Origin of the sequence: Agrobacterium leguminum (genome assembly GCF_005144435.2) — a bacterium.
Lineage (GTDB): Bacteria > Pseudomonadota > Alphaproteobacteria > Rhizobiales > Rhizobiaceae > Agrobacterium > Agrobacterium leguminum.
Genome location: NZ_CP120211.1, coordinates 1665613 through 1680972, shown reverse-complemented (window position 1 = coordinate 1680972; position 15360 = coordinate 1665613). Strand labels below are relative to the sequence as shown.

12 protein-coding genes and 1 tRNA gene are annotated in these 15360 nt (G+C 60.2%); 9 read left to right on the top strand and 4 right to left on the bottom strand.

The window, feature by feature from the left end:
* Window positions 1-184: 184 nt before the first annotated feature.
* A complete protein-coding gene (locus CFBP4996_RS08360) occupies window positions 185-1231 on the bottom strand; it encodes an NAD(P)-dependent alcohol dehydrogenase (RefSeq protein ID WP_080851518.1) in 1047 nt (348 codons plus the stop codon).
* 189 nt (window positions 1232-1420) lie between these two features.
* Here CFBP4996_RS08360 and CFBP4996_RS08355 point away from each other — a divergent pair, with 189 nt between their 5' ends.
* The 3 genes from CFBP4996_RS08355 (at window position 1421) to ilvC (ending at window position 4451) form a co-directional block, all read left to right on the top strand.
* Window positions 1421-2329 (top strand): AraC family transcriptional regulator, encoded by a 909-nt coding sequence (locus CFBP4996_RS08355; RefSeq protein WP_080851521.1) that lies wholly within the window; start codon window positions 1421-1423, stop codon window positions 2327-2329.
* 399 nt (window positions 2330-2728) lie between these two features.
* Window positions 2729-3382, top strand: a complete 654-nt coding sequence (locus CFBP4996_RS08350) for a TetR/AcrR family transcriptional regulator (RefSeq protein WP_003507581.1) — start codon at window positions 2729-2731, stop codon at window positions 3380-3382.
* 49 nt (window positions 3383-3431) lie between these two features.
* Entirely contained in the window at window positions 3432-4451 is a 1020-nt protein-coding gene (gene ilvC / locus CFBP4996_RS08345) for a ketol-acid reductoisomerase (RefSeq protein ID WP_003495030.1), read from the top strand.
* 68 nt (window positions 4452-4519) lie between these two features.
* On the opposite strand, the gene CFBP4996_RS08340 is transcribed toward ilvC, so the two are convergent.
* Together CFBP4996_RS08340 and CFBP4996_RS08335 are read right to left on the bottom strand one after the other, a co-directional pair.
* A complete protein-coding gene (locus CFBP4996_RS08340) occupies window positions 4520-5551 on the bottom strand; it encodes an endonuclease/exonuclease/phosphatase family protein (RefSeq protein WP_080851523.1) in 1032 nt (343 codons plus the stop codon).
* Window positions 5552-5659: 108 nt separating this feature from the next.
* The gene (locus CFBP4996_RS08335; RefSeq protein ID WP_003522400.1) at window positions 5660-6112 is read right to left on the bottom strand and encodes an RbsD/FucU family protein; all 453 of its coding nucleotides are present in this window, start codon (window positions 6110-6112) and stop codon (window positions 5660-5662) included.
* Between the two features lie 273 nt (window positions 6113-6385).
* Between CFBP4996_RS08335 and CFBP4996_RS08330 the strand changes: the two genes are divergently transcribed.
* The 5 genes from CFBP4996_RS08330 to CFBP4996_RS08310 all read left to right on the top strand — a co-directional run bounded on the left by CFBP4996_RS08330 (window position 6386) and on the right by CFBP4996_RS08310 (window position 13071).
* On the top strand, window positions 6386-7630 hold the full coding sequence (locus CFBP4996_RS08330; RefSeq protein ID WP_059756777.1) for an aminotransferase-like domain-containing protein: 1245 nt from the start codon (window positions 6386-6388) through the stop codon (window positions 7628-7630).
* Window positions 7631-7957: 327 nt separating this feature from the next.
* Window positions 7958-8941 carry an ABC transporter substrate-binding protein gene (locus tag CFBP4996_RS08325; protein WP_035223972.1) on the top strand — a complete coding sequence of 328 codons (984 nt, stop codon included), beginning with the start codon at window positions 7958-7960 and terminating at the stop codon, window positions 8939-8941.
* A gap of 9 nt (window positions 8942-8950) precedes the next feature.
* Entirely contained in the window at window positions 8951-10645 is a 1695-nt protein-coding gene (locus CFBP4996_RS08320) for an ABC transporter permease (RefSeq protein ID WP_080851526.1), read from the top strand.
* Complete coding sequence (locus tag CFBP4996_RS08315) at window positions 10633-11661, top strand: ABC transporter ATP-binding protein (protein WP_080851528.1); 1029 nt, start codon at window positions 10633-10635, stop codon at window positions 11659-11661. Before CFBP4996_RS08320 ends, CFBP4996_RS08315 begins: the two co-directional genes overlap by 13 nt.
* 300 nt (window positions 11662-11961) lie before the next feature.
* Window positions 11962-13071, top strand: coding sequence for an endonuclease/exonuclease/phosphatase family protein (locus CFBP4996_RS08310; RefSeq protein ID WP_121490265.1), 1110 nt, complete (start codon window positions 11962-11964; stop codon window positions 13069-13071).
* Window positions 13072-13101: 30 nt separating this feature from the next.
* Here the strand turns inward: CFBP4996_RS08310 and CFBP4996_RS08305 are convergent, their stop codons facing one another.
* Window positions 13102-14841: a GGDEF domain-containing protein gene (locus tag CFBP4996_RS08305; protein WP_080851531.1), complete on the bottom strand. Its 1740-nt coding sequence runs from the start codon at window positions 14839-14841 to the stop codon at window positions 13102-13104.
* A gap of 213 nt (window positions 14842-15054) precedes the next feature.
* On the opposite strand from CFBP4996_RS08305, the gene CFBP4996_RS08300 reads away from it, so the two are divergent.
* Window positions 15055-15130: transfer RNA gene (locus CFBP4996_RS08300), tRNA-Thr, on the top strand.
* Window positions 15131-15360: the final 230 nt, after the last annotated feature.

Here is a 15360-nt window from a genome sequence, read left to right as displayed (position 1 = left end):
CCCTCGTGCTTCTGTCGGCGCGCCCAACCTCTCCTCCGTCATGCCGGGCTTGATCCGGCATCCAGCCGACGCGCGTCTGCGCGGCGAGAAGAGTTTTTTCAGCCCAAGGACTTGGGCTGGCTGGACCCCGGATCTAGTCCGGGGTGACGGCGTGCGGATGTGGCGTGTGTGCCTAATCCAACGCTCAAGCGTCGAGCGACGCCATATCGATGACGAAGCGATACCGCACATCGCTCTTCAGCACGCGCTCATAGGCTTCGTTGACGTCCTGAATGTTGATCGTCTCGATTTCCGAGACAATGTTGTGCTCGCCGCAGAAATCCAGCATGTCCTGGGTTTCCTTGATCGAACCGATCATCGAGCCGGACAGGCTTTTCGCGCCGATGATGAGCGAGAAGGCGTGCACCGGGATTGCATGTTCCGGCGCACCGACGACGACCATGCTGCCCTTGGGCTTCAGGAGGCCGAGATAGGCGTTCCAGTCGATGGCGACGCCGGCTGTGCAGATGATCAGGTCGAAGGTGCCGGCCAGCTTCTCGAAGGTCGAGGCGTCGCTGGTGGCGTAATACTCCTTCGCGCCGAGCTTCAGGCCGTCTTCCTTCTTCGACAGGGTCTGGGAAAGAACGGTGATATCCGCGCCCATGGCGGCACCGAGCTTGACGCCCATATGACCGAGGCCGCCCATGCCGACAATCGCGACCTTCTGGCCGGGACCGGCGTTCCAGCGGCGCAGCGGCGAATAAAGCGTGATGCCGGCGCAGAGAAGCGGTGCGGAAGCGTCGAGCGGCAGGTTGTCCGGGATCGACAGGACATAACCTTCCTTGACGACGATCGAGTCGGAGTAACCGCCATGGGTCGCGGTCTTCGTGAAGGGATCGACGTCGTTATAGGTCTGGACGAGGCCGGGCATGTAGTGCTCGTTGTCGAGATCGCGGGTGGCGCAGCCAACGCAGGAATCGACGAAGCAGCCGACGCCGACATGGTCGCCGACCTTGAACTTCGTGACCTTGGAGCCGACAGCTTTCACGACGCCGGCGATTTCATGGCCGGGAACGATCGGGTAGACGGCGTTCTTCCATTCGTTGCGGACGGTGTGGATGTCCGAGTGGCAGATGCCGGCATATTTGATATCGATGACGACGTCGTCGTCGTTCGGCTCGCGGCGTTCGAAGGTGAACGGGGTAAGCGGCTTCGACGCATCGGTCGCAGCGTAACCTCTAGCAATAGCCATCTGAATATCCTTTCGGGAGTTGGGGACGACGGAATATGCGATGGAAGCGCGAGGCGGCGTTAGAGCGATCCTCCGAGCTTTTTGCACGATCCTGCAAAAATATGGTGGCGCACTCTTTGCGCGGGCCGTGCGGCTTTCTAGATAAAAGGCATCCGACGCATCTCTTCCTTCAGTTAAGGGATTTCCCCTATGTCCTTGCCGTTCAATGTCTATCAGGAGATCGCCTCCATTGCCGCGCGGCATGCTACCCAGGACGGCGAGGTGCAGACGGCAATCGACTCCCTCGGCATCAGCCGGCGCACGACGCCGAGCGCCCCATGCCACGGCAGCTATCGCCCCTGTCTCGCGCTGGTGATCCAGGGCTCGAAAAGCGTTCAATTGGGAACGGACACCATCAATTATGGCGCGGGGGATTATCTCCTGACCTCGCTTGATCTGCCGGTTGCATGGCGGGTGGTGGAGGCGAGCAGGGAGGTGCCGCATTTCTGCATCGCTCTTGCCATCGACAGCGAAAAGCTGCTCGATCTCATGCGCCGCGTGCCCATCGATCCGCCTGCCGAGCCGGCGAACGCCCAGCGCGGCATCGTCGTCAATACGGCCACGCCGGAACTTCTCGATGCGGCCATTCGCCTGTTGCGCCTGCTCGACCGTCCGGCGGACATTGCGGCCATGGCGCCGCTGATCGAACAGGAAATCCTCTATCGCATCCTGACCGGACCGGCGGGTGGGCAGCTTATGAACATCATCGCGGCCGGCAGCCATGGCAACCGCATCGCCCGCGCCATTGCCTGGCTGCGTGAGAATTTCGCACGCCAGCTGCGTATCGAGGATCTGGCCGATCATATCGGCATGAGCGTCTCGTCCTTCCACCATCACTTCAAGACGATCACGGCCATGACGCCGGTTCAGTACCAGAAGCAACTGCGCCTGCATGAGGCGCGGCGGTTGATGCTGCTGGAGCGGCTGGATGCGGGCACCGCCGGCCATCGCGTCGGTTACCAGAGCCCGTCGCAGTTCAGCCGCGAATATAGCCGTTTCTACGGGTTATCGCCGTCGCGGGATATTGATGCATCGCGGGAGATCAGCGCGGTTGGGTAGTTGGGAAGGTTGTGCGTCGGTTAGCGGATTGATGGCGGGTGTGGCTTACCCCCCTCTGCCCTGCCGGGCATCTCCCCCACAGGTGGGGAGATTGATATGAGGCTAAGCTTCGCCCATCTCAAGGCCAGAGAATGAAGCGGCGCCAAAGCCGCTTGCCGATCTCCCTCCTTGTGGGGGAGATGCCCGGCAGGGCAGAGGGGGGTAAGCCCCACCCGCCATCAATCCACTAACCGACGCACAACCTCGTAAAGCTCCCCAGGCCGGCATTCACGCTGCACCGCACCGCGTCAATTCTCATCCTCCCCCGAAGAATCCGCTTGACGGGCAAGCAGCCTCCGCTTAAATGGCGCTCGAACCGTACCGTACGGTACATTAATCGAGCCCCTGGAGTGGAAAGACTTGGCTTCCGACCCGATCACAGCGCAGGAATTTTCGCCGCGCCAGAACGCCGTTCTGGATCAGGCATTGCGTCTATTGGTCGAGGGCGGCGAGAAAGCGCTCACCACATCGGGTCTGGCGCGCGCCGCCAACTGTTCCAAGGAAAGCCTCTATAAGTGGTTCGGCGACCGGGACGGCCTGCTGGCGGCGATGATCACCTTTCAGCAGAGCAAGGTCCGCACCTTCGAGAAGGCGGGCGACCGCGTTTCCGCACCGCAGCTTGCCGATCACCTCGAGGTTTTCGCGCATGATCTGCTGGATGTGCTGGCGGGTGACGTGTCGCTGGCGCTTAACCGTCTGGCGATAGGGCAGGCGAGCCGTGACGGCTCGAAGCTCGGCGATCTGCTGCTGGAACGCGGCCGTCGCCAGATCGACCGGCGGGCGCGTGGGCTGATTGAGGCGGGTCGCCGTTCGGGCTATCTGCGTTTCGATGATGCCGAAGAGGCGTATCGCAGTTTTTACGGCCTCATCGTTTCGGATTTGCATGTGCGCATGCTTTTGGGCGAGGCGCCGGACAAGGATTTTTCCGCCCGGGCGAAGAAGGCGGTCGTCGCCTTTCTGACCCTCTACGGCACGGAAAAAGTACATTCGGAACTCAGCGGCAAACCCGCCTGACATTCCGGTTCAGACAACTGAGAGACAAGCATTAGGGAAGGACCATAAAATGCGCGTTTATTATGATCGTGATGCCGATCTCAATCTCATCAAGTCCAAGAATGTCGTCGTTGTCGGCTACGGTTCCCAGGGCCGCGCCCATGCGCTGAACCTCAAGGATTCCGGCGCCAAGAACGTCGTCATCGCTCTGAAGGCCGGTTCGCCGACCGTCAAGAAGGCCGAAGCCGACGGCTTCAAGGTCATGACCGTTGCCGAAGCCGCCAAGTGGGGCGACCTTCTGATGATGGCGACGCCGGACGAACTCCAGGCCGACATCTACAAGGCCGACATCGCCGGCAACATCCGTGATGGCGCAGCAATCGCTTTCGCACACGGCCTCAACGTTCACTTCGGCCTCATCGAGCCGAAGGCATCGCTCGACGTCGTCATGATCGCACCGAAGGGCCCAGGCCACACGGTTCGCGGCGAATACCAGAAGGGCGGCGGCGTTCCCTGCCTCGTTGCCGTTCACCAGAACGCTTCCGGCAACGCGCTTGAACTCGCTCTCTCCTACGCCTGCGGCGTTGGCGGCGGCCGTTCGGGCATCATCGAAACCAACTTCAAGGAAGAGTGCGAAACCGACCTCTTCGGCGAACAGGTCGTTCTGTGCGGCGGTCTCGTCGAGCTCATCCGCGCCGGTTTCGAAACCCTGGTCGAAGCCGGTTACGCACCGGAAATGGCCTATTTCGAGTGCCTGCACGAAGTGAAGCTGATCGTCGACCTGATCTATGAAGGCGGCATCGCCAACATGAACTACTCGATCTCCAACACGGCCGAGTGGGGCGAATACGTCACCGGTCCGCGCATCATCACTGCCGACACCAAGGCTGAAATGAAGCGCGTTCTGCACGACATCCAGACCGGCAAGTTCACCTCCGAGTGGATGCAGGAATGGAAGGCCGGCGGCGCCCGCTTCAAGGGTATCCGTCGCAACAACGACTCCCACCAGATCGAAGAAGTCGGCGCCAAGCTGCGCGGCATGATGCCCTGGATCGGCAAGAACAAGCTGGTCGACAAGGCCGTCAACTAAGCTTCATTGCTTGCAGAAGATTAAAAGGCCGGGGCGATAGCTCCGGCCTTTTTGTTTTCGATGTGCTGTCACACGATGGCGTCTTCTTCTTCGATAATCACCGAAACCGGGAAGTGATCGGAGAACCCACCGAGATTGACGTTTTTGACCGCATCGCCTTTCGACAGGCCGAAGCGGATCGGCCCCTCATTCTTGCTGTGGCTGACCATGGCGGCAATGGCTTCGATTTTTGCCGTCTCCTCACGCGCCTTGAAGCCGCTGCTACCGGTCAGAAGCGATCGGGAAACGAGGATCTGATCGAAGATATTGGCATCGCCGTTGAAATAGAGCGTGCCGTAGATGGTTCTTGCCGTGCCCACTGAATCGACCACCGGCTGGCGCAGGTAATTCCATGTGAGATTGTAGAACATGGCCGATTGCGAGTTTTCGACATCGTCGCGCTCGCGGGTGGAATTGGCGTGGTAGCGTAGCGATGCATCGGAAGGATCGTCGTTGAAGTCGCCGAAGGCGATGACGGCGATGTCGTTGCCTTTCTCTTCCCTGATGCGCTGGTGCCAGTAGCCCAGCGTTTCACCGGCGGTCATGCGAAAACCGGCGCTTTCCACCGCGCCGCCAGAGCGTGACGGCCAGTGATTGGAGAGCGCGATAAGCTGGCGGCCGCCCTTGGTGATGAAGGTGCACTGGGTAATGTCGCGCGTGCCGGTGCGGCGCATCACGAAATGGCTGAAAATCTCGTTCTCGTTGATCAGCAGCTTTTTGCTGTCGTAGATGAAGGCGGTATCGATGCCGCGCTGGTCCTTGCTGGAATCGGCGTGCACGACCCGGTAGGAGCGCGCGGGCATGAGGTCGTTCAGATGTTCCGCCAGCGTCTCCAGAACGAAACGGTTCTCGACTTCGCAGACACCGAGCAGATCCGGTCCCGCGCCGCCGATCTGGCTTATGATCAGACCGAGCTGCTTGACCTTGGTTTTGAACAGGTCCTCGGTCCAGCCTTTCAGATCGTTCTTCAGCCGCTCGGCAATCCACGGCTCGCGCGCCGGATAACCCTCCGGCGCAAACAGGTTTTCGACATTCCAGAACGCCAGGACATATTGGGTCATGATCCGCACACCTCCGGTTGGTTTTTCAAGCCTAGTGGAAGTTTTTGCCATAACAACTTGAAATTGTCATGAAGGTGGGCGGTTGGCGCAATTTTCCCGTTTTCGGCCTTACTTCGCTGGCGGGATGACACCCTTCGTCAGAAGGAAGCAGCCATAAAATCGGGTTTCACCTGTCGTGATGACGCAATAGGCTTTTTTTGCCTGCTCGTAGAAGGCGAAGCGCTCGATGCCATACATGGGAGCGGATTTTCCTTCCGCCGCGTCGATTTCCTTCTGCACTTCCACCTGCACCGGCTCCAGCTGATCCGGCGCGCCCATCACTTCCATGCGGCCGACCGAGGGCTGCAGCGGCGTGTCGAGCGGCAGGACGGAGAGGATCGCCTTCATGGCGCGGGCTGCGGAGACGTTGTCGATATGCAGCACCTTGCCGACGGTCGTGTGGCGGGCAACAGAATCGGAAGGGAAGTTGGTGTCGGAGATTACCAGCGTATCGCCGTGACCCATGGCGCGCAGCGCGTGCAGGACATCGGCATTCAGCGCCGGGTCGATATTTTTCAGCATGTCGTCAAACTCCCATGATGCTTTCGCCGTGTTGCGGCGCGCGCGCAATCCAGCTGGAAAACCATGCCGCGTCAATCGCAAAGGTGTGATTGTGAAGCTTTGCGCAAGGGTGTATTTGGCTTTGTCCGCAAAATCGGGCCTTAAGGCAGGTCGGTTGCGGGCAAGGTGCAGGGAGGCAGAAATAATTCGAAAAACTGATAAGTCAGTATTGCTGACGTATCGACATTTCTGTAAAGATGCACGCATAAAAACGACACAAGAGGAAACGTACCCATGCTCAATTGGGAACAAATTTTCGCCACGCGCTCTTCGCGCATGAAAGCGTCCGAAATCCGCGAGTTGCTGAAGCTGCTCGAGCAGCCCGATATCATTTCCTTTGCCGGCGGTATTCCTGACCCGGCTCTTTTCCCCGCAGAGGAGTTTCAGCAGGCTTATGCGGAAATTTTTTCGGGTTCGCAGGTCAACTCGGCGCTGCAATATTCGGTAAGCGAAGGTTACAAGCCGCTGCGCGAATGGCTGGCGGGCGAAATGGCCGAGATCGGCATCGACTGCACCGCCGATAACGTCTTTATCGTTTCCGGTTCTCAGCAGGGTCTCGATTATCTCGGCAAGCTGTTCCTGTCGCCGAAGGATACGGCGCTGGTGACGTGGCCGACCTATCTCGGCGCACTTTCCGCCTTCAACGCCTATGAGCCGAATTACGACCAGCTGAACCCCGGCGGCAACCGCACGCCCGAGGCTTACCGCGAAACGGCGGCCAAGCTCGGCGGTGCGGTGAAGTTCGCTTATCTCTCGGCCGATTTCTCCAACCCGACCGGCGAAACCGTCGATCTGGCCGGCCGCGAAAAGGTTCTGGCGCTGGCCGATGAACTCGATATCGCCGTCATCGAAGATGCCGCCTATCAGTCGCTGCGTTACGATGGCGAGGCTGTTCCGCCGATCATGGCGCTCGACATCGCCCGCTCGGGCGGCATCGAGAACACCCGCACCATCTACTGCGGCAGCTTTTCGAAGACGCTCGCACCAGGCCTTCGCGTCGGTTACATCGTCGCTTCCGCGCCGGTCATCCGCAAGCTGGTGCTGATGAAGCAGGCCGCCGACCTGCATTCCTCCACCATCAACCAGATCGCCATCGAACGTGTCGCCTCGCGCGGCTTCGACAAACAGGTCGCCAAGATCAAGGCAGCCTATAGCGCCCGTCGCGACGCGATGCTGGCTGCGCTCGACAGATACATGCCGAAGGGCACGCGATGGACGAAGCCGGAAGGTGGCATGTTCATCTGGGTGACGTTGCCTGAGGGTATGGATGGCGCAGCTCTGCTGGCGAAATCCATCGCCACGGAAAAGGTCGCCTTCGTTCCCGGCCGGGCATTCTTCGCGGATGGCTCCGGCACGAATACGCTGCGCATCAGCTTCTCCTGCGCCAACGAGGCGATGATCGAGGAAGGCATGAAGCGGCTTGGCCGGTTGATCGCGACGGCGCAGGCGGAAACGGGCGAGGCGTTGCCGGCTATTTAAGGGGCTTTGCGGCAACGACGGAGGTTGTGGCTTCACCCCCCTCTGTCCTGCCGGACATCTCCCCCTCAAGGGGGGAGATCGACTCGCGGGCAGGTTTCGCCCATCTCGATGTTTGAGACCGAAGTGGTGTCAGCGCCTCTTGCCGATCTCCCCCCTTGAGGGGGAGATGCCCGGCAGGGCAGAGGGGGGTGAGCCGCAAGCGCCAAGGGGCACTGTTCCCCTCAATCTCGACGATCCCAACAGATCACACCCCAAAAATCCTGCCTGTCACATACATGTTATGCAATCATGTTTTAGCGGTCCCACCAAACAACAGGGACTGGACCCATGAAAACGCTGCTCTCCGCTTTCACCGCCATCGTGTCGCTCGGCTTCATCGCCACCGCCGCCAATGCCGCCGATCTGGTGCTTTACACCAGCCAGCCCAACGAGGACGCGCAGGCGACCGTTGATGGTTTCAAGGCTGCCAATCCCGGTCTTGAAGTCGAATGGGTGCGTGACGGAACGCCGAAGATCATGGCCAAGCTAATGGCCGAGATCAATGCCGGCAATCCGGTTGCCGACGTGCTGCTGATCGCCGATACCGTGACGCTGGAGCGCATGAAGCAGGCTGGCCAGCTTCTGGCCCACAAGTCTGCGGAAGCCAAGAACATCGATGCCTCGCTCTACGATGCGGACGGCTTTTATTATTCCACCAAGCTCATCACGACAGGCATCATGTACAACACCGCCGCTGCGATGAAGCCGACGAGCTGGAAGGATCTGGCCAAGGCGGAAGCCAAGGGTCTGGTGACCATGCCGAGCCCGCTGACCTCGGGTGCGGCGCTGATCCATGCGCAGACGCTTGCCGCCGTTAAGGATCTCGGCTGGGACTATTACAAGCAGCTGAAGGCCAATGAAGCCATTGCCGGCGGTGGCAACGGCGCGGTTCTGAAGTCCGTTGCATCGGGCGAAAAGGCCTATGGCGTGGTCGTCGATTACATGCCGATCCGCGAAAAGGCCAAGGGCGCGCCGGTCGAGTTCGTCTTCCCGGAAGAGGGCGTTTCGGCCGTCACCGAGCCGGTCGCGATCATCAAGGGCACCAAGCATGAGGAAGCGGCGAAGAAGTTCGTCGATTACGTGCTGTCCGAAAAGGGCCAGCAGGGCTTCGTGAAGCTCGGTTACATCCCGGTTCGTGCTGATGCCGGCATGCCGGAAGGTTTCCCGGCCCGCGACAAGATCAAGGTTCTGCCGCTCAACGCTGCCGATGCGCTGAAGAATTCCGAACAGGACCTGAAGACCTTCTCCGACATCTTCGGCTCCAAGGGCTGATATAGCGGCATGTCCCGTTCCAATGCCTATGGAAGCAGCCAGCCGCGCTGGCTGTTTCCTTTTGTGGTCAGCGTTGTTTTTGCGCTCAGCGCCCTGCCGCTCGGGCGGCTCGCCTATACCGGCATCATGTCATCACTTAATGGTGACATATGGCGGCTTCTCGCCGATCCGGCGCTTTGGGATGCGGCGCTGAACACGCTCTCCACATCGTTTTTCGGCATGCTGATTTCGCTCGGCATCGGCGGCGCTTTCGCACTTGCGCTGACGCTTTGCGACATACGCGGCAAGTCGATTCTGAGCTTCCTGTTCATGTTGCCGATGATGATACCGCCGCAGGTGACGGCGCTGTCGTGGATCGGCATGACCGGTCCCTCGAGCACGCTGTTGAAGGCCATCGGCCTTGCGCCGGCGATGGGATCGCCGCAGCCGCTTTATTCGATTGCGGGCATCGCGCTGCTGCTCGGTGTGCAGCACGCGCCGCTCGTCTATCTGTCGCTGCGGGCCGGTCTGCTGGCCTTGCCGCAGGACGGCATCGAGGCAGCCAAGCTTTCCGGTGCTTCGCCGCGCCGCGTGCTGTTCGATATCATCCTGCCGCTGTCGACGCCGGGATTGATCGCCGGGGCGGCGATCTCCTTCGTGTCTAGTGTCGGCAATTTCGGCATTCCGGCGATCCTCGGCATTCCCGCCTCGCTCTTCACCCTGCCGACGCTGATCTACAGCCGTTTTGCCAGTTTCGGCACCAGCACATTCGGCGATATCGCCATTCTCTCCACCATGATCGCCATCATCTCCGTCGCCGGGCTTGCGCTTCAGGAACGGGCGATGAAGGGCAGGGATTATCGCATCATAGGCCTTTCCGGTAAGGCGGCGACCTTCCGGCTTGGGCTGTGGCGGGTGCCGGCGGAGCTTGCCCTGTGGCTCGTGCTGTTCTTTATGCTGGTGGCGCCGCTGACGGCGCTGGTGGCAAGCTCGCTCGCGCCTGCCTATGGCGTGCCGCTCAGCCTCAAGACCGCGACGTTGCATGCCTATGAGGAGTTGCTCTATCGGCAGAGCGTGACGCGTACCGCCTTCCGCAACTCGCTGTTTCTGGCGACGGCCACCTCGCTTTGCCTGCTGGCGGTGACGGTGCTGACGGCTTATTTCCTGGTGCGCGGCAAGAGCCGCTTCATGTTCCTGCTTTCGGCGCTGGTGGATATTCCCTATGCGCTGCCGGGGGTGGTGATTTCCGTTTCTTTCGTGCTGCTTTTCGCGGCTCCCATTCCGCTTGTCGGCATCACGCTTTACGGCACGATCTGGATCATTCTGCTCGCCTATTTCTCCTCCTTCTTCGCCGTCAGCCTCAAACCCATGGTCAGCGCCTTCCTGCAATTCGACCCGTCGCTGGAAGAGGCGGCAAGGCTCTCCGGCGCCGGTTTCTGGCGGCGGCTGAAGGATATCATCCTGCCACTGGTCGGGCCTGCGGCGGGGGCATCGGTCATCCTTGTTTTCCTGATCGCCTGCAACGAGCTGACGGTTTCGGCGCTGCTGTGGTCCGCCGGCACCCAGACGCTCGGCGTGCTCATTTACAATCTCGATGACAGCGGCAGCTTCGATCTTGCCTCGGCACTTTCGGTGCTTGTCGTCATCATGGTGATTTTCCTCATGGCTCTGCTGGAAATTCTGGGGCGCTATCTGCCGAAAGGAGTGGTCCCTTGGCGAAACTGATCCTCAACCGCCTGTCGAAAAGTTTCGGTGCCGGTTCGAAACCAGCCGTGGACGATGTGTCGCTGACGGTGCGCGACGGCGGTTTTCTCGCTCTGCTCGGGCCTTCCGGCTGCGGCAAGACGACGGTGCTGCGCATGATCGCCGGTTTCGAACAGCCGACCGACGGTTCCATCCTGCTCGGCGAGCGGGTGCTGGCCGATGCCGGCAGCATGGTGCCGCCGGAGCGGCGTAACATGGCGATGGTGTTCCAGTCCTATGCACTGTGGCCGCATATGTCGGTTGCCGACAATGCCGGTTATCCCTTGAAGGTGCGCGGTATTTCGGGTGAGAAATATCGCGACAAGGTGCGCCAGGCGCTTGCCGCGGTCCGCCTCGAGAGCTTCGCCGATCGCCGCCCCGCTGAATTGTCCGGTGGCCAGCGGCAGCGCGTGGCGCTCGCGCGCTGCCTCGTTACCGAGCCTGACGTGGTGCTGCTCGACGAGCCGCTCGCCAATCTCGACCGGCATCTGCGGCAGGAGATGGAGGAGACGTTTCGCGAGTTCCACATCCGCTCTGGCGCGACGATGATTTATGTCACCCACGATCAGGCGGAAGCCATGGCGCTGGCAACCGATGTCGCCGTGATGTCGCAGGGCAAGCTGCTGCAGGTCGCGCCACCGGCGGAGCTTTATGCGCGGCCCGAAGGCAGGCTGGTCGGCTCGCTGGTGGGGCAGGGGGCGATCCTGACCTTGCCGGTGCCGGAAGGGACTTCGCGCGACCTTGATTGGGCAGAACTTCGGGCAGCGATGGAGAGCGGCAGGCTATTGCCGCAGGCGGATATTCTCGTGCGGCCGCAGGATGTGGTGCGGGATGCAGAGGGCATTGCCTGCACCGTCACCTCGGTTCTTTATGAGGGCGAGCGTTATGCCCTGCGCCTCGACCTGCCGGATGGGCAGGCGCTGAGGGCCTATTCGCGCGAAGCGGTGGCAGTCGGTGATCGCCTGCCGGTCGCCATTCGCGCGGCGTGGCGGCTTTAGAGGTGGTGTCACGGGCGACCTGTCGATGCAATAATACGGCAGATCTCGCTTCTCCCATTTTATTGGGTTCCCCGTCATTCCGGCCTTGAGCCGGAATCTAGCCGCCGCGCGTCTGCGCGGCGAGAGGACTCCTTTCAGCCCAAGGACTTGGGCTGGCTGGATACCGGCTCAGGGCCGGTATTGACGGAGAGAAATTCAGCAATCGGAAAGAGGTAGGCAGCGCCGCACTCGTGCGAGAACACTCCACTGGCGAAACGGGTCTGGAATCGCTAGTCTCGGTATTCAAAACAGGGATCATTCATGTCGCTTCGGCTTGCCACCTTCAATATCGAAAATCTCCTCACCCGTTTCGATTTCACCGGCTTTCGCAACCAGACGCGGCGCGACAGGGCGATCCAGCTTTTCGATATCAGGGACGAGGCGACCTATCAGGCGCTGGAAAGCGCGCGGATGGTGTCTTCCACCGACGATACGCGCCAGCTTTCGGCGCTCGCCATTGCCGATGCGGATGCCGATATTCTCTGCCTGCAGGAAGTGGACAACATGGCCGCCCTGCAGGCCTTCGAATATGGCTATCTCTATCGCATGGTCGGCAATGGCTACCTGCAGAAATATCTGGTCGAGGGCAATGACAGCCGCGGCATCGATGTCGCCGTGGTCATGCGTGAGGAGACGCGGGACGGCGACAGGATCGAGGTGGTCGATATCAAGAGCCATGCGGCGCTGACCTATCGTAATCTCGATCTCTTCAATCCCGCGCTTGCCGTGACAAACCAGATCGACGACAAGATTTTCAAACGGGATTGCCTGGAAATCGACCTGAGGATCGGTGGAAAGCCGCTGACGCTTTACGTTACGCATTTCAAATCCATGACCAATGCCCGCGATGCGGTCGACGCCCGCATCGCCACCATGCCGATCCGCGAGGCGGAAGCCATGGCCGTGCGCAGTATCATTGAAAACCGCTGGGGTGTGGGCAATACGCGCAACAAGAATTTCGCCATCTGCGGCGATCTGAACGATTATCAGGAGCGTGTCGCGATTTCCGGCGACAGACGCAGCGGCTACAGCTTCGCGCCCGTCGAAGAGGAGCGCAGCGCGCTCGATATCCTTTCGGCCGATGGTTTCGTGGTCAATCCGATGATGCGCCGTGACGTCATGGATCGCTGGACGCTTTACCATTCACGCGGGCCGCAGGAGCAGCATCTGTGCCAGCTCGACTATATCTGGCTGTCCCCGCGTCTGGCGGAGACGAACGTCACGCATGTTCCCGAAATCATTCGCAATGGACAGCCTTTCCGGACGATATTCCCGCCGGGGCAGGAGGTCGAACGTTATCCCCGCACCGGCTGGGATCGTCCGAAGGCTTCCGATCATTGCCCCGTGGTCATGACGCTGGATTTGATCTAGTCGAAGCAAAACCCGCCGCCGGCGATGCTCTTAGCCGTTCGCGACCTTCGGGAAATAGGTTGCCCAGACCCGGTTGCGGCCCGCACGCTTGGCTTCGTAAAGCCGGTCGTCGGCGATGGCGATCAACTCGTCCCAGCTGTTGATCGCACGCGCTTCCTGCCAGACCACGCCGAAACTTGCCGTCAGCGACAGGCCGCTTTGCTCGTCGATGGTCTGGGCTTCGATCAGGCGGCGAAGGCGGTCGGCCGTGGCCGTCGCCGTGGCGTGGCTGACATTCTGCAGCACAACGACGAATTCCTCACCGCCATATCGGGCAAGAATGTCGTCCTTGCGCAATGCGCTGCGCAACAGGCCGGCGGTCTTCTGAAGCGCGATGTCACCCATGGCATGGCCGTAACGGTCGTTGATCGATTTGAAATGGTCGATATCGACAATCATCACGCCGAGCGACTGACATTGCTCCTCGCCCGTCAATATGGAGCGAACAGCCTTTTCGAGTGCGCGGCGGTTGAAGACGCCCGTCAGCGCATCGGTTTCGGAAAGGGTGCGCAGCTGTTCGGCCAGCGCACGCTGCTGGTTTTCCATTTCACCCTTCTGGCGAAGCTGTTCGCGCAGGAAATCCAGTTCCTCGAACATCTTCTTCACTTCCGGAGCAACCCTGTCCTCATGATTGCTCTCGGAAAGATCACCGCCGGCGATGGCGGCGATCTGCGCCTGGACGGATTGCATGGGCCGGAACAGCGCGGTTTTGTAAACCGATGTCAGCCGCAACAGCACCAGCACAGCGATGCCGGCGAGAAAGAGCGAGGTTCCGCCATAGATCAGGGCCTCCTGCTTTTTCTTTTCGATCCGTGCGCGCGTTTCGGACAGAATAAGATCGCGCAGGGTGTCGGACGACCGCATGCCCTCGATATAGTTTCTGGAGAATTCAAGTGCGCTTGGCTGGGCGGATGGTACGGCCATCACGACCGTATTCTGCGCGTAACGCAAAGCCTGACCGAAATATTGGGTTTCAAGATCGCGCAATGCCCCGTCCAGTCGCGGGGTCGAGAGATAAGCGGCGGTATAATTGATTAGCGATGCCCTCAGTGACAGCAGGCTCTGCATCTCGGTATCGAACTTGGCGCGATAACCGAGCTTTTCCTGCCTGTTCGCCTTTAGACTCATGATCACATAGGAACCGAGGCGGCCGATCCGGTCCCGCATCACGCCCGCCGTGCCCGTCAGTGCGATGTCAATCGCCACGTCGGGCGTCACCTTGATGATGGCGCGTGCGGCCCTGCCGCGCAGCAGATTGACGCTGTCCGCCGCCTTGAACATCGATGAAATCGCGTTGGACATCGCGCCGTGGTTACGCGCGTCGGGAGGGAGCGCGGCAACCTGATCGACCAGTTCTCGCGATTGCTCGAGCTTCTGGCGGGTTTCAGCAAGTGACTTCGCCAGTTCAGGCTGTGTCCTGATATCGTCGGCGAAGGATTTCTCCAGCTCTGACAGCTTGTCGTCCGTTGCCTTGCGCGCGGCGGCAAGCCCTTCGGCCAGCCTTGCATCCGGCACGGATGCGCCCATCAGATTATTGGCGGGGCCTCGCTCGGCCGACACCAGCCATGCGGACTGGAGAGCGGTTTCAAAGCGGGTGAGCTGCGCGGCATTGGTGCGATAACGCAGAAAATTGTAGACGCTGGGCAGCGCGGCAAGGGTTGCCAGCAGGATGGAGCTTACGGCGATGATGATCGTGCCTGTCAGCTGGATTTTCTGTATGCTCGCGCGCATATGATGCGTTGTTCTCACTGGAATGGTTATGTTTCATCGCCATTCTAGTGGCGCTGCGTAAATACTTCGCTTATTTTCCGGGCCTTTTGCTACAATTGCGATCATGCGGACAGCCCAGCCGGCCACGGTGTGGAAAAGCGGTCTGTCGATGCCACGGCGTTAGTTTTTGCTTTACACCAAGTCAGAATCTGATAGTTGGCAAGGCACTGGCTTGCCCTTGTAGCTCAGTTGGTAGAGCACCTGATTTGTAATCAGGGGGTCGCGGGTTCGAACCCTGCCGGGGGCACCAGTATTTTTCTATAATATCAACTGCTTATCTGAAATTTCAAGATCATGCTGTTTTACAGCATGCCGCGCTTTTTACATTTTGTTGTTAACGCGTTCCTTTGCTGATGGCGTCAGTAACCTCCTGTCCAGCCAAATAGTGATGCCGATAATCCCCTCGGCCTCTTCCCGTGAATGCCCCGAAGGTCGCGGCAGATCACTCCATTGATGCGCAGTCGCGTCATTTCCTTGCGC